Here is a 13230-nt window from a genome sequence, read left to right as displayed (position 1 = left end):
GCCGATCGTGAGACAGTAGGGTAAGGCGAATGAAAGGAGCCGAAAATGACCGATACCACCAACAGCGCATCCAGCAGCATCGACGTGTACGGGGCCGACTGGTGCGGCGACTGCAAGCGCGCGAAGGCCGCGCTCACCCGTCTTGGGGCGGCGTACACCTGGCACAACATCGAAACCGAGGACGGCGCGGCCGACCGGGCCGTCGAGATCAGCGGCCAGAAGCATATTCCGGTGGTGCTGTACGGCGATGGCGCGTTCCAGGTCGAGCCGTCCGCCACCGACATCGAGCAGAAGCTCAAGGAACTGGGCGTCATCGACTGACGCACCAGGGGCCGGAGCGCGAGTCCCGAGATCGCACGGAGCCGCCGTGTGGCTGGCGACGGATCCGCAAAGGCACAGGGGATGCCACGGATGCCCGCGATTCCCACTGATTTCCCAGATAACACACACGATATCCCGAAGGAAGCGGCGTTATCGTTGTTTCAGGCCGCAAAGCCGATATAACTTAACCCTTCCTCTCTCTTCTTCTCAAGCCCGGTTCACGCCGGGCTTTCTTCGTTTTCGCCACGTCATTGTCGCCGCGCCAGGCACGATGCGATACACCCGGCACCATGGCGTTCGCGGGGGCTCCTCCCCTCAGGCCGCTTTGTGTCTGGCTCCCCTCTTGGAGGCTGAGCCAGAACTACTCAACGAATTAACGACTCGGGATGCTAGAATCTGAAGCAACAGACCGCACTATCGGAGGCGTAACAATGACCGCATCACAGACTGCTTCGTATATGGAAGGTGAGGATCGCTAACCGCTGTCAAGCGGCTGAAGTATTCATCAGACTCAACGCATGGATGGTCATCCGCGTGGCCGCACGGCCCAGGATGATGGCGTGAGCGTGTCTTGCGTGCGGTTAATGGTCCTTTCGGCGGCATGATCGGTCAAGGCGGCCGGGCATGCCTTAATGAAAGGTTTGTTACGGTGCATAGCGCCAATACTCTCAATATCCGCAATACCATAGCCCGCTTCCGCACCCTCGGCGGTTGCGGTTCCATCAATGCCATCAGCGCCATCGTATCCAGCGGCGACGGGGTCGGAACCGGCTCGGGTTCCCGCGCCGAATCCGGCGCGACACCGAGCGGACGGCATACGGACCAGCCCGCAGTCGGCGATCCCGTGTTGCGGCTCGACCATGTCTCCCGCTCCTTCGGCCGGGGCAACGGGCGGCACCAAGCCGTGCGCGGCATCTCACTGACCGTCGACGCCGGGCGCATCGTCTGTCTGCTGGGGCCGAACGGCGCCGGCAAAACCACCACGATGAAGATGATCGCCACGCTGCTCACGCCGGATGGCGGGTCGATCAGCGTCTGCGGCGTGGACGCGGTACGGCGGCCGCGTGACGCCCGTCGCCATCTGTCGCTGCTGCTGGGCGGCGACCGCGGGTTCTATCTGCGGGTCAGCGCCATCGAGAATCTGCGATATTTCGCGCAGCTCGCCGGCGTGCCGAGCAGCGTGCGCGAGACGCGCATCGCCGAGGCCCTGGACTGGGTCGGGCTGGCGGATGTCGCGAACAACCGCGTGGAGACGTTCTCCCGCGGCATGACGCAACGGCTGCACATCGCCCGGACGATGCTCAACCATGCGCCGCTGCTGCTGTTGGACGAGCCGACCAACGGGCTCGACCCGGAAAACGCGCATGCGGTCCGGACCTTGGTATCGCGGCTGCGCGGTCAGGGAACAGGCATCCTGCTGACCACCCATGCGCTGGCCGAGGCCGAGGCTCTGGCCGACCGCACCGACATCATCGACGGGGGCCGCATCATCGCCTCGGGCACCACGGCGGACCTGTCGGAGGCGATGGACATCGACGGCGTGACCATGTGGACGGCCGAATCGTTCGGCGAGCGCGACCGCGAACGGCTGAACCGTCTGGATGGCGTGCGATACGTGGACGCCAACGAACGCAACGGCCTGTGGACGGTGAACGTCGCGTGGTCGCATCGGGAGCCGGAGCTGCCGGGCGCCGGCGTGGCGAGGCTCGGCATCCGGGCGGCGACGTTGGAGGAAACGTATCTGGCGCTGCTGGAGGCGCGGCACGAACGCGAATCCGCAGCCGGCGGATTCGACGGCGACATCGGCGACGGAAAGGCACGGTGAGCGGCATGCTGCGTGAGAGTTGCGCCGCTATCTGGTTCCATATGCGCGCTTTGTGGGCCACGTCATTCTTCCTCGGCACCGCCGTCGTCACGCCGATCAGCTTCGCGCTGCTCCGGCTGATCGCCGCGCATTGGCAGGTGACGCCGGACCTGTGGTTCGCCGCGTCGGTGAGCGGGCTGTGGGCCACCACTACCACTGCGGTCGGCATCATCGGATATCAGCGGTTCCAAGGGGTTCTGCAGTATCAGGTGATGAGCGTGCATCCGGCGGGCGCGGTGTTCCTGCCGCCCGTCGCCGCATCAGCGTTGATCGGCATCATCGGCATGCCGATCGCGTTTGCGCTGGCCTCATTGTTCGCCGGCCGTCCGGTAACGGTGACGCCTGAGCAGGTCGCCGGACTGGCGCTTGCGCTGCTCGCCTGCGTGTCCAGCGCGGCCGGCCTGTCCGCGTTCTTCGTGCTGTCGCGCGGGGCGATCGCGTTCGAGCCGCTGGTGCTGATTCCGGTGTGGCTGCTGAGCGGCATCGTGATGCCGGTCGACCGTTTTCCGCTGCCTCTGCGGGTGCTGGCGTTCGCGCATCCGCTGACGTCTGCGGTCTGGGTGGCCGGACGCGCCTCATTCGACGGCGCGGTGTGGCTGGCCGGAGCCGGCTGCATCGCGCTGTCGGCGCTGCTGCTGGGCGCGGCGGCGATCGGCTTGCGGCATGCGCTGACGCGCGCTTGCGTGGAAGGAACGCTGGACCTGGCATGAACGATATGAGGAATATGGATACGACGGATAAGTCAGCCAAGACGGATAAGACGGTCAAGAGGCCTGGGCCATCGGCGTTCCGCACCGCGTTCATGATCGCTTTCAGGTCGATGCCTGACTGCGGCTCGCTGCCGGCGCTGCTGGTGCAGATGGCGGCGGCTCCGGCGTTCACTGCCCTGTTCTACCTGATGCTGACCGAAGCGGCTCCGCGTGTCGGTGCCGCCGCCGGCGCCGCCGCGGCCTCGACGGCCATGGCAACGGCTTTGGTCCCGGCTATCGGGGCCTGTTCGGCGCAGGCGAGCGTGGCCATGGCCTCGCTGTTGGCGGAGGACCGGTTCACGGGCGTGCTGCCGTACATGATGCTCGGTTCCGGATCGCGGATCGCCCCATGGGCTGGCCGGCTGTGCGCCGGGCTCGGAGTGTCGATGGCGAGTTCCTGCTGCGCGATGCTCGTCTCGCTGCTGGCCACCGGAGCACTGCCCGCTGCGGGACTCTGGCCGTCCATGCTGCTGATGATGGCGGTGTCGCTGGTCGCATCGCTGGGTGTCGGTCTGCTGACGGCCGTATTGAGTCTGATGTTCGACGACGCCTTGCTGCTCACCAACCTAATCGGCTATGTACTGCCTCTGGTCGGCGGCGTGGTGGCTCCGGCGAGCGTGTTCCCCGCGCCGGTGGCCCGTACGGTCCACGCGCTACCGATCACGTGGATGACCGACGCCGCGCGCGCCCTAACCGCCGGGCATCCCGCCACGGCCTTCGCCTGTATGGGCGCGGGGTTGGCGGTCGGTTTGGGTTGGGCCGTCTCGGCGCTGGTGTGCTGGCGCATGTGCATGGCGCTGAGCCGCAGGCGCGGCACCGTGACCGGACTGGGCATGTGAGGCTTACGGGAAGCGGGCCCCGCACCGCGCGATAACGCAAAAGTCCTTGGAATCATTGCGATTCCAAGGACTTTATCGCACCTTGGTTGATTTCATTCCGTTGACTTCATTAGGGTCAAGGGATGTCTGCCACGAGGGTCGACGCCACCTGCCGTTCCATTATTTTCACCCACCATCACTTACCCTATCACTCACCTTGTCACTTATATTCAAGGGTAAGTGACAGGGTAAGTGATAGCGAGTGAAGAAAGATATACTGAAGAGTGATGATGGCAAATGACCCGCTATGACAAGAAGTTGGGATGACGATGTGGACCGATGACGAGATCAGGCGAGTGCTGGAGCGTCTGCGTCGTCAGGGCAATGATGACGGGCGTTTCGAAGCGAAATCCTGCGCGACGGATATCGGCAGCAGCGTATGGGAGAGCGTCAGCGCGTTCGCGAACACGTCAGACGGCACCTTGTTGCTGGGCATAAGCGAGGAGGACGGATTCCGACCCGTCAACGGGTTCGATCAAAATCGCATTGCCGCAAAGTTCATGGAGGGTATGGGGGACGGGAACCCGCAGGGAGTCCGGCTGACGAATCCGCCGCAATACGAAATCTCACGTTGCGAATACGCGGATAAACCATTCCTCGCGATCGATATCCACGAGAATCCGATCGAGGACAAACCCTGCTACGTGACGGCGAAGGGCCCAAAGTCGGGCGGGATACCGGCGTATGGACGACAAGGACATCCGCTTGTCCGCCACGGAGGTATTCGAGTTCGAGAACGCCGCGCTCCCAAGCCCGGCGGATCGCGGCATCGTTCCTGAATCCACATTGAACGATCTGAACGACGAAGTCGTAGAGCGCATCATCATGATCCACCAAGGGTCCAAAGCGCTGCGCGGGACCATTACCCGCACCGATCAGATGGCGCGGTTGAACATGACCGACAACAGCGGCCGGGTTCGTCTCGCGGGCCTGCTGGCTGCGGGCCAATACCCGCAGCAGTACTATCCCAAACTGCTCATCGACGTGTCGGTGCATCCCGACGTCGAGAAATCGGATCCGGACGGGCCCCGTTTCCTTGACCGTGTGCTATGCGACGGCAACATGCCCGAGGCCATAGACCAGGCCGTCGAGACCGTAGCCAAGAACCTGCGTACGCCCACGTTCGTGGTCGGCGCCGGCGCCAGGACGGACACGGAAATCCCCAAAGAGGTGCTGCGCGAGGTCATCGCGAACGCGGTGATCCACCGCGAGTACGATTCCCGGTTCACAGGCGAAGCCGTCGCGGTCGACGTGTATCCCGACCGCGTGGAGGTGTCGAACCCCGGCGGCCTGTGGGGCGGCGTGACACTGGAGAACATCGCGAACGGCATATCACGATGCCGAAACACCACGCTTGTCCAACTTATGCACAAGATACCGTATTCCCGTGAGGACGCCGTGACCGTGGAGGGCGGCGGCACGGGAATCCCCCTAATCATCAGGGAGATGGCGTCGCGGGCGCTGGGCGAACCGAAATTCGTGGCCAGCCCTGATCGCTTCACGGTGACATTGGCCCGCTATGGGGTCGAATATCAGCAGAACCACCAGTGGCTGGAGCATCTGCAAACCGGACTGGATCGGCACGAGCAGACCATCCTGCTGATGCTCCGACGTCAGGGAACGATGAATGTGAAACAACTCCACACGTCATTGCGTATCGATTCCGACGATATCCGCAAGATACTGACGACCCTAATCGCCAAAGGGCTGGTGCGAAACAGCGACAACGGTGCATACACACTGACGAACGACAATACGACCTCGGCCGGGGTCGAGCCGCTCACACTTACTCGCAGCGACACTCTGACCGTGGCGGAACGCCAATTGCTGAAGACGCTATCTCCCTCGGAAGCCATGAGCGCCAGAAAAATCAGCGAGATGACCGACAGGAGCCTGCCGTCAGTACGCAAACTCCTGCGTCGCCTTGTCGGTGCCGGCATGGTGATTGCCACCGCACCTCCGTCCAGCAAAAACCGTCAATACAAGCGCGCATCATAACAATAGCAGCGACTACCGTTTCCGCGGAGGGATTTGCTACTAAGTGGTTGAAGTGAGTAGAGAAAAGCACCTACCGATTAGAGTACTACTCGCTCAAACAGGACGGGCAATAATTCAATGGTGGGAAGCACTTCCCACTAGGTTCCCACTACTTCCCATTAGAATCATTCCGAGGCCCAGTTCGACGGCGCCCTAACACGCGCAAAACGGACTTTCAACGATCCAGCGGACTTCCCACTAGGTTCTCACTACTTCCCACTAGGAGCTCGCCAGTAGAACAGAAAAACCCTTGGAAACTTGGTTTCCAAGGGCTGGACCGTGCCCCCTGTGGGATTCGAACCCACAACCCACGACTTAAAAGGACGCTGCTCTAACCGTTGAGCTAAAGGGGCAACATTACTAAAATACACGCGGCTACCGGACAAACCAAATCCGGTGTCTCGAAAGTGCAACGGACACCAAGCCGGTTGTAGATGTCGCGCTCTGTTCTGGCTGTATCGGGAAACGCCTGCGTCCCCACGATCTTCTTATCGTCGGTGACGCCGAACACCATCTCACCGCCGCCCTCGCAGCTCAACGCGCAGCAGTACTTCATGAGTTTGTCGGAATCGAACTGCTTCGATGCCGTTTTGAACTCCAGACGACGAGACTCGCTGCCAGAAAGGAACTGCCGAAGCCCATCAATACCGGGAACAGTCATCCGAGTCTACCGCTTTAAATAAAGAAACCTTGAAAAATCAACGTTTCTCAACGAAGAGAGCTTCCAATAGTCTACCAGCTGAAATAAAAACCGCCCCAAACACCCATTAAGCCCCAAAGGCTTGAATGACGCCATGCACCCATAGGCCCGCCAGCCTTTCCCCGAAAAGAAAAACCCGGCGGGCGGCCGGGCTTTGAGAGAAGGAAGAGAAGAAGAAAGGGGTTCAATTATCTGCGACCTTGCGGCCGTGGTTACATATAACAACGCCAGTCTCGGCACCGTGTGTGGATTGGCTGGGAATTGCATGTGAATCCCGGCTCGGATCGGATTGCCGCGTTGTATCGTAGAGTCGATCGAGTCGTCGAGGAAGAGGAGCGCGCACCGTGAGCACGACCGCAGCAGCACAGCAGCACCAGGGACTGTATCAGGCACAGACCAGCCGGACAGACCCGAAAACCCCAGCCACGGAAGCGCAATCGCCCGCCGCCAAGGCATCCCCGCGCAAGCCCAATATCGCCATCGCCGGTTTGGCGATCGAGGCGAGCACCTTCTCCCCCGCCCGCACCGGCGCGACCGCATTCCATCCGCGCCGCGGCGCCGAAGTCTTCGACGCGTACCCGTTCATGGCCCCCGGCCAGCCGCTGCGCGAAGCCGCCAACTGGTACCCGACCCTGGTCGGGCGCTCCCTGCCCGGCGGCATCGTCACCGCGGAGGCGTTCGAGAGCCTGACCGAGGAAACCATTGAGCGGCTGCAGGCCGTCGTACGCGAGACGCCCCACTTGGACGGCCTGTGGTTCGACATCCACGGCGCGATGACCGTCGAAGGCATGGACGATTCGGAAACCGTGCTGCTGCAGCGCATCCGCGACGTGATCGGCCCCGACGTGCTCGTGTCGTCGTCGATGGATCTGCACGGCAACGTCTCGCGCGAGTTCGCGCATCTGACCGATCTGATCACCTGCTACCGTATGGCGCCGCACGAGGACGAGCTGGACACCAAGGAGCGCGCCGTGCGCAATCTGGTCGACCGTCTGGTCTCCCATCCGGCCGGACAAGCGCCCCGCAAGCCGATCAAGGCGTGGATTCCCGTGCCGATCCTGCTGCCCGGCGAAAAGACCTCGACGCGCGTCGAACCGGCGCGTTCGATCTATGCGAAGGTGCCGCAGGTCGAGGCGCGCGACGGCGTGCTCGATGCGGCGATCTGGGTCGGCTACGCGTGGGCCGACGAGCCGCGCAATCAAGCTGCGGTCGTGGTGACCGGCGACGACCGGGACGCCGTCGCGCAGGGGGCCGAGGAGCTCGCCGCCGACCTGTGGGCGGCACGCGACGACTTCGAGTTCGTCGCGCCGACCGGCACCTTGGACGAGTGCGTCGACGCCGCGCTGCGGAGCCCCGTCACGCCGTATTTCATCAGCGATTCGGGAGACAATCCGACCGCCGGCGGCGCGGGCGACGTGACCTGGACGCTGCGCCGGCTGCTGGACGATCCGCGCATCACCAACGGCGGGAAAACCGTGATCTACGCGTCCCTTCCGGCACCGGAAGCGGTGGCGGAAGCCGTCGATGCCGGGGTCGGCTCGACCGTCACCGTGACCGGCGGGGCCGCAGTCGATAACCTGCACGAGGGACCCGTCACCATGACCGGCGTCGTGCATGCGATACGGCATGGCGACCGCGACGCCGAAACCGAAGTCGTGCTGCACGTCGGCGGCACCCCCGCCGACCGGTCGAGCGGGCTGTACGTCATCCTCACGGCGCTGCGCAAGCCCTACCATCACGAGCATGATTTCACGGATCTGCAGCTCAAGCCGCGCTCCGCCGATATCGTCGTCGTGAAGATCGGCTATCTGGAGCCCGAATTATTCGACATGGCGGCCGACTGGATGATGGCGCTCACCCCCGGCGGCGTGGACCAGGACCCGATCCGGCTCGGGCACCACCGCATCCAGCGGCCGATGGTACCGTACGATCCGAGCGATTTCACGCCGGATCTGCACGCGCGCATCGTCGCGCCGGCCGACGAACCGGACGACGACTGAGCGGCACCGGCCAAGCAACGCTGACCGGGCAGCGCCGCGGATCTCGGTATCGCATTCCCGTCAATGTGATTAATCTGACATTTTTCCCAAACCCCGTTCCGCGGCCCGGCCCAGAAGCGGCAATCCCTACTGCCACCACGGTTTCAAACACTACATCTAGTGTCAACACGCCCAACACGCCACAATACCTAGTGGCGCGAGGCAAATCACAAGGATGTAGTCTGTACTCTCAGATCGCGTTCAAGCGATCGCGCGACCACGACAGAACCAACAGGAATCGACCGAGGAGGCATCATGACCATCACTGTGTTCACCAAACCGCGTTGCCCTCAGTGTGAAGCCACCAAGCGTCAGCTCACCAAGCTCGACATACCCTTTGAGACTGTGGATCTCACCGAGAACCCGTCCACGCTCGAGCAGCTGCATCAGGCCGGATTCCGCCAGGCTCCCGTCGTCATCACGCCCGACAACTCCTGGACCGGCTACCGCCCCGATCTCATCCGCGAGCTGGCGGCCAGCATCACCGCCGACGCCGCGCAGCACGCGATGGCCCGCGCATGAGCGGACCGGACGGCAATCTGCAGACGGCGATCCCGGACTCAGGCCAATCCGGCGGAACGCACACCGGTGCGGTCGTGTACTTCTCCTCGGTATCGGAGAACACGGCACGGTTCATCGACAGCTGCGACCTGCCCGGCCTCGGCATCACGCCCTACCGCATCCCGCTTCGGCCGAACGATCCGCCGCTCCATGTACGCGAGCCCTATGTGCTGATTGTGCCGACGTACGGCGGCGGCAACGTACGCAAGGCCGTGCCCATCCAGGTCAAGCGGTTCCTCAACGATCCCGACAATCGGCAATGGATCCGCGGGGTGATCGCCTCCGGCAACACGAACTTCGGCGAGGCGTACGGCGCGGCGGGGCATATCATCTCCGCGAAATGCAAGGTGCCGCTGCTGTTCGTGTTCGAGCTCATGGGCACCCCGGAGGACGTGCGCAAGACGCGCGACGGCCTCGCCCGGTTCTTCGCGAACGACCGCCGCTGACACCGGCGCCGCACCGACATCAGCGCCATAACAGAACACTTGGCTGGCAGCCCACCGAATAGACGTGCCCGACAGGCCCCTCGGATATGCCAGCCCAACCCAGATCGTCCCGCCGCCCGGGTGCGTGCATGCACTGCGCGCACCCGCACAGGCCGCCCTGCCGCCTCATGGTCAGGGCGGCCGGCGACGGGAACGGGGCATGCGGAACCGGGAGGGGGTTCGGTTCCGCATGCGTCACCCCACCCCACCGACCATCCCGGCGCGCCCACGGGTTTCCCGCAGCGCCGGCAACACAGCACCATGAAAGATCGCAGCATGACCAACACCACCGCTTACGACCCGTCGACGGATTACCACGCGCTCAACGCGATGCTCAACCTGTACGACGAGAACGGCAGGATCCAGTTCGGCAAGGACAAGGAAGCCGAGCGCGCGTTCTCGACCACCGAGGTCGCCGAGCATACGATGCGCTTCGCCTCCACCGCCGAGCGCCTCGCCTACCTGATCGACAACCAGTACTACGACGGCTCCGTATTCTCGAAGTATTCCGCCGAGTTCCTCGACAAGCTGTACGCGCACGCCGAGTCCTCCGGCTTCGAGTTCGAGACCTTCCTCGGCGCGTTCAAGTTCTTCCGCTCCTACGCACTGAAGACCTTCGACGGCAAGCAGTACCTCGAGGACTTCCCGCAGCGCTGCGCGGCGGTCGCGCTCGACCTGGCCGCGGGCGACGAGCAGGCCGCGATCCGCTACCTCGACGAGATGATCGCCGGCCGCTTCCAGCCCGCGACCCCGACCTTCCTGAACCTTGGCAAGGCCCAGCGCGGCGAACCGGTCAGCTGCTTCCTCGTGCGCATCGAAGACAACATGGAGTCGATCTCCCGCGGCATCAACGCGGCCCTGCAGCTGTCCAAGCGCGGCGGCGGCGTGGCGCTGCTGCTGAGCAACCTGCGCGAGGCTGGCGCGCCGATCAAGCACATCGAAAACCAGTCCAGCGGCATCGTCCCGGTCATGAAGCTGCTGGAAGACAGCTTCTCGTACGCGAACCAGCTCGGCGCGCGCCAAGGCGCCGGCGCGGTGTATCTGAGCGCCCATCACCCCGACATCATGCGTTTCCTCGACACCAAGCGCGAGAACGCCGACGAGAAGATCCGCATCAAGTCGCTGGCCCTTGGCGTGGTCGTACCCGACATCACCTTCGAACTCGCCAAGCGCAAGGAGCAGATGGCGCTGTTCAGCCCCTACGACGTGGAGCGCGTGTACGGCAAGCCGTTCGCCGACATCCCGATCACCGAGCACTACGACGAGATGGTCGCCGACAGCCGCATCAAGAAGACGTACATCGACGCGCGCAAGTTCTTCACCACGCTCGCCGAGCTGCAGTTCGAATCCGGCTATCCGTACATCCTGTTCGAGGACACGGTCAACCGCGCGAACCCGATCGACGGACGGATCACCATGTCGAACCTGTGCTCGGAGATCCTGCAGGTGCAGGAGCCGAGCGCCTACAACGAGGATCTGACCTACGCGCATGTCGGCCGCGACATCTCCTGCAACCTCGGCTCGCTCAACATCGCCAAGGCGATGGACGGCGGGCTCGCCGGCACCGTCGAGACGGCGATCCGCGCGCTCACCGCGGTGGCCGAGCACACGAGCATCAACGCCGTGCCGTCGATCCGCCGCGCCAACGAGGAGGGCCACGCGATCGGTCTCGGGCAGATGAACCTGCACGGATTCCTCGCGCGCGAGGGCATCCAGTACGGCAGCGAGGAGGCGCTGGACTTCACCGACATCTACTTCATGACCGTCGCTTTCCACGCCTACCACGCCTCGCACGAGCTGGCGGTCGAGCGCGGTCGCTCATTCGTCGGCTTCGAGCGTTCCGCCTACGCGAAGCCGGCCGGCAAGGGCAACTACTTCGACAAATACACGGACGGCCGCCGCTCGCTCGAGCCGCGCACCGAGCGCGTGCGCGCGCTGTTCGACCGGTACGGCATCACGATCCCGAGCGTCTCCGACTGGGAGCGGCTGCGCGACGCGATCCTCGCGGACGGCATCTACAACCAGAACCTGCAGGCCGTGCCGCCGACCGGCTCGATCTCGTACATCAACCACAGCACCTCGTCGATCCATCCGATCGCCTCGAAGATCGAGATCCGCAAGGAAGGCAAGATCGGCCGCATGTACTACCCCGCCCCGTACATGACCAACGACAATCTCGAGTATTTCAAGGACGCCTACGAAATCGGATGGAAGGCGATCGTCGACACGTACGCCGAGGCGACGCAGCACGTCGATCAGGGCCTGTCGCTCACGCTGTTCTTCCCGGACACGACCACCACCCGCGACGTCAACAAGGCGCAGATCTACGCTTGGCGCAAGGGCATCAAGACCCTGTACTACATCCGCATCCGCCAGCAGGCGCTCGAAGGCACCGAAGTGCAGGGCTGCGTGAGCTGCATGCTGTAGAAGGCCGGGATTCGACGTAAAGGAACACCCCCATGTCACGCGCCACCTCCCGCCAGCGGGAGGGAGACCTCCGAACCACACCAAAACCACAAACCACAAGGAACACCCCCATGGCACCGATCTCCGTCCCCCGCAAACCCCTGAAGCTCATCGACCGCGTGAGCGCGATCAACTGGAACCGCCTCGAAGACGAGAAGGATCTCGAGGTCTGGGACCGCCTGACCGGCAACTTCTGGCTGCCCGAGAAGGTCCCGGTCTCCAACGACCTGCCCAGCTGGCAGGCGATGAGCGAGGAGGAGCACACGCTCACCATGCGCGTGTTCACCGGCCTGACCCTGCTCGACACGATCCAGGGCACGGTCGGCGCGGTGTCGCTGATCCCCGATGCGCTGACGCCGCACGAGGAGGCCGTGTACACGAACATCGCGTTCATGGAGTCCGTGCATGCCAAGTCGTATTCGAGCATCTTCTCGACGCTGTGCTCGACCGAGCAGATCGACCAGGCGTTCGCGTGGAGCGAGGACAACGAGTACCTGCAGAAGAAGGCGCAGATCGTGCTCGACTACTACGAGGGCGACAGCCCGCTCAAGCGCAAGGTCGCCTCCACGCTGCTCGAATCGTTCCTGTTCTACTCCGGCTTCTACCTGCCGATGTACTTCTCCAGCCACGCCAAGCTCACCAACACGGCTGACGTGATTCGCCTGATCATCCGCGACGAGGCCGTGCACGGCTACTACATCGGCTACAAGTACCAGAAGGGGCTCGAGAAGGTCTCCGACGTCAAGCGCGAGGAGATGCGCGAGTACACCTACGAGCTGCTCAACGAGCTGTACGACAACGAGGTGGAGTACACCGAATCGCTGTATTCCGGAGTCGGCCTGGTCGATGACGTCGAGAAGTTCCTGCGCTACAACGGCAACAAGGCGCTGATGAACCTCGGCTATCCGGCGCTGTTCCCCGCCGAGATCTGCGACGTGAACCCCGCGATCATCGCCTCGCTGTCGCCGAACGCCGACGAGAACCACGACTTCTTCTCCGGGTCGGGGTCCTCCTACGTGATGGGCAAGGCCGAAGACACCGACGACGAGGACTGGGACTTCTGACGGGTCCTGGACGGACATGGCGGACGCGATCGCGGCTCATAACGCCCCGATTGCGTCCGCCTTTGC

The 13230-nt window shown here is 63.5% G+C and carries 12 protein-coding genes and 1 tRNA gene; 11 read left to right on the top strand and 2 right to left on the bottom strand.

All coding sequences use genetic code 11. The annotated features are described in order from the left end of the window. Positions 1–45: 45 nt before the first annotated feature. The 6 genes from BBSC_RS01030 (at position 46) to BBSC_RS01010 (ending at position 5810) form a co-directional block, all read left to right on the top strand. Positions 46–321 carry a mycoredoxin gene (locus BBSC_RS01030; RefSeq protein ID WP_033516775.1) on the top strand — a complete coding sequence of 92 codons (276 nt, stop codon included), beginning with the start codon at positions 46–48 and terminating at the stop codon, positions 319–321. Between the two features lie 649 nt (positions 322–970). Beyond that, complete coding sequence (locus BBSC_RS01025) at positions 971–2146, top strand: ABC transporter ATP-binding protein (protein ID WP_161787629.1); 1176 nt, start codon at positions 971–973, stop codon at positions 2144–2146. Next, the gene (locus BBSC_RS01020) at positions 2143–2895 is read left to right on the top strand and encodes a hypothetical protein (protein WP_051923208.1); all 753 of its coding nucleotides are present in this window, start codon (positions 2143–2145) and stop codon (positions 2893–2895) included. The genes BBSC_RS01025 and BBSC_RS01020 overlap by 4 nt, the downstream gene beginning before the upstream one ends. Further along, complete coding sequence (locus BBSC_RS01015) at positions 2892–3773, top strand: ABC transporter permease (RefSeq protein WP_033516777.1); 882 nt, start codon at positions 2892–2894, stop codon at positions 3771–3773. The genes BBSC_RS01020 and BBSC_RS01015 overlap by 4 nt, the downstream gene beginning before the upstream one ends. 302 nt (positions 3774–4075) lie before the next feature. Beyond that, on the top strand, positions 4076–4591 hold the full coding sequence (locus tag BBSC_RS14120) for an AlbA family DNA-binding domain-containing protein (protein ID WP_231649168.1): 516 nt from the start codon (positions 4076–4078) through the stop codon (positions 4589–4591). Then, a complete protein-coding gene (locus BBSC_RS01010; protein ID WP_231649172.1) occupies positions 4497–5810 on the top strand; it encodes an ATP-binding protein in 1314 nt (437 codons plus the stop codon). The genes BBSC_RS14120 and BBSC_RS01010 overlap by 95 nt, the downstream gene beginning before the upstream one ends. 319 nt (positions 5811–6129) lie before the next feature. Here BBSC_RS01010 and BBSC_RS01005 read toward each other — a convergent pair. Beyond that, positions 6130–6202: transfer RNA gene (locus BBSC_RS01005), tRNA-Lys, on the bottom strand. Next, positions 6193–6510 carry an AlbA family DNA-binding domain-containing protein gene (locus BBSC_RS12980; RefSeq protein ID WP_065422484.1) on the bottom strand — a complete coding sequence of 106 codons (318 nt, stop codon included), beginning with the start codon at positions 6508–6510 and terminating at the stop codon, positions 6193–6195. Before BBSC_RS12980 ends, BBSC_RS01005 begins: the two co-directional genes overlap by 10 nt. 383 nt (positions 6511–6893) lie before the next feature. Here BBSC_RS12980 and BBSC_RS01000 point away from each other — a divergent pair, with 383 nt between their 5' ends. The 5 genes from BBSC_RS01000 (at position 6894) to nrdF (ending at position 13164) form a co-directional block, all read left to right on the top strand. Continuing rightward, positions 6894–8549: a M81 family metallopeptidase gene (locus BBSC_RS01000; RefSeq protein ID WP_231649174.1), complete on the top strand. Its 1656-nt coding sequence runs from the start codon at positions 6894–6896 to the stop codon at positions 8547–8549. Positions 8550–8843: 294 nt separating this feature from the next. After that, entirely contained in the window at positions 8844–9110 is a 267-nt protein-coding gene (locus tag BBSC_RS00995) for a glutaredoxin family protein (RefSeq protein ID WP_033516779.1), read from the top strand. Then, entirely contained in the window at positions 9107–9595 is a 489-nt protein-coding gene (gene nrdI / locus BBSC_RS00990; protein WP_081892962.1) for a class Ib ribonucleoside-diphosphate reductase assembly flavoprotein NrdI, read from the top strand. Before BBSC_RS00995 ends, nrdI begins: the two co-directional genes overlap by 4 nt. Before the next feature lie 315 nt (positions 9596–9910). After that, entirely contained in the window at positions 9911–12061 is a 2151-nt protein-coding gene (gene nrdE, locus BBSC_RS00985; protein ID WP_231649185.1) for a class 1b ribonucleoside-diphosphate reductase subunit alpha, read from the top strand. Between the two features lie 110 nt (positions 12062–12171). After that, positions 12172–13164, top strand: coding sequence for a class 1b ribonucleoside-diphosphate reductase subunit beta (nrdF, locus tag BBSC_RS00980; protein ID WP_033516782.1), 993 nt, complete (start codon positions 12172–12174; stop codon positions 13162–13164). Positions 13165–13230 lie beyond the last annotated feature (66 nt).

It is taken from the genome of Bifidobacterium scardovii JCM 12489 = DSM 13734 (genome assembly GCF_001042635.1).
Taxonomy (GTDB): Bacteria; Actinomycetota; Actinomycetes; order Actinomycetales; family Bifidobacteriaceae; genus Bifidobacterium; species Bifidobacterium scardovii.
The sequence above is the reverse complement of the archived record's forward strand: the minus strand, read 5'-3'. Positions and strand labels throughout refer to the sequence as shown.

What these genes read in the sequence shown, in the direction of transcription:
- nrdI (WP_081892962.1), top strand. Translation starts at nt 9,107, where the DNA reads ATGAGCGGACCGGACGGCAATCTGCAGACGGCGATCCCGGACTCAGGC.
- BBSC_RS01010 (WP_231649172.1), top strand. Translation starts at nt 4,497, where the DNA reads ATGGACGACAAGGACATCCGCTTGTCCGCCACGGAGGTATTCGAGTTC.
- BBSC_RS12980 (WP_065422484.1), bottom strand. Translation starts at nt 6,510, where the DNA reads ATGACTGTTCCCGGTATTGATGGGCTTCGGCAGTTCCTTTCTGGCAGC.
- BBSC_RS01015 (WP_033516777.1), top strand. Translation starts at nt 2,892, where the DNA reads ATGAACGATATGAGGAATATGGATACGACGGATAAGTCAGCCAAGACG.
- nrdF (WP_033516782.1), top strand. Translation starts at nt 12,172, where the DNA reads ATGGCACCGATCTCCGTCCCCCGCAAACCCCTGAAGCTCATCGACCGC.
- BBSC_RS14120 (WP_231649168.1), top strand. Translation starts at nt 4,076, where the DNA reads ATGACGATGTGGACCGATGACGAGATCAGGCGAGTGCTGGAGCGTCTG.
- BBSC_RS01030 (WP_033516775.1), top strand. Translation starts at nt 46, where the DNA reads ATGACCGATACCACCAACAGCGCATCCAGCAGCATCGACGTGTACGGG.
- BBSC_RS00995 (WP_033516779.1), top strand. Translation starts at nt 8,844, where the DNA reads ATGACCATCACTGTGTTCACCAAACCGCGTTGCCCTCAGTGTGAAGCC.
- nrdE (WP_231649185.1), top strand. Translation starts at nt 9,911, where the DNA reads ATGACCAACACCACCGCTTACGACCCGTCGACGGATTACCACGCGCTC.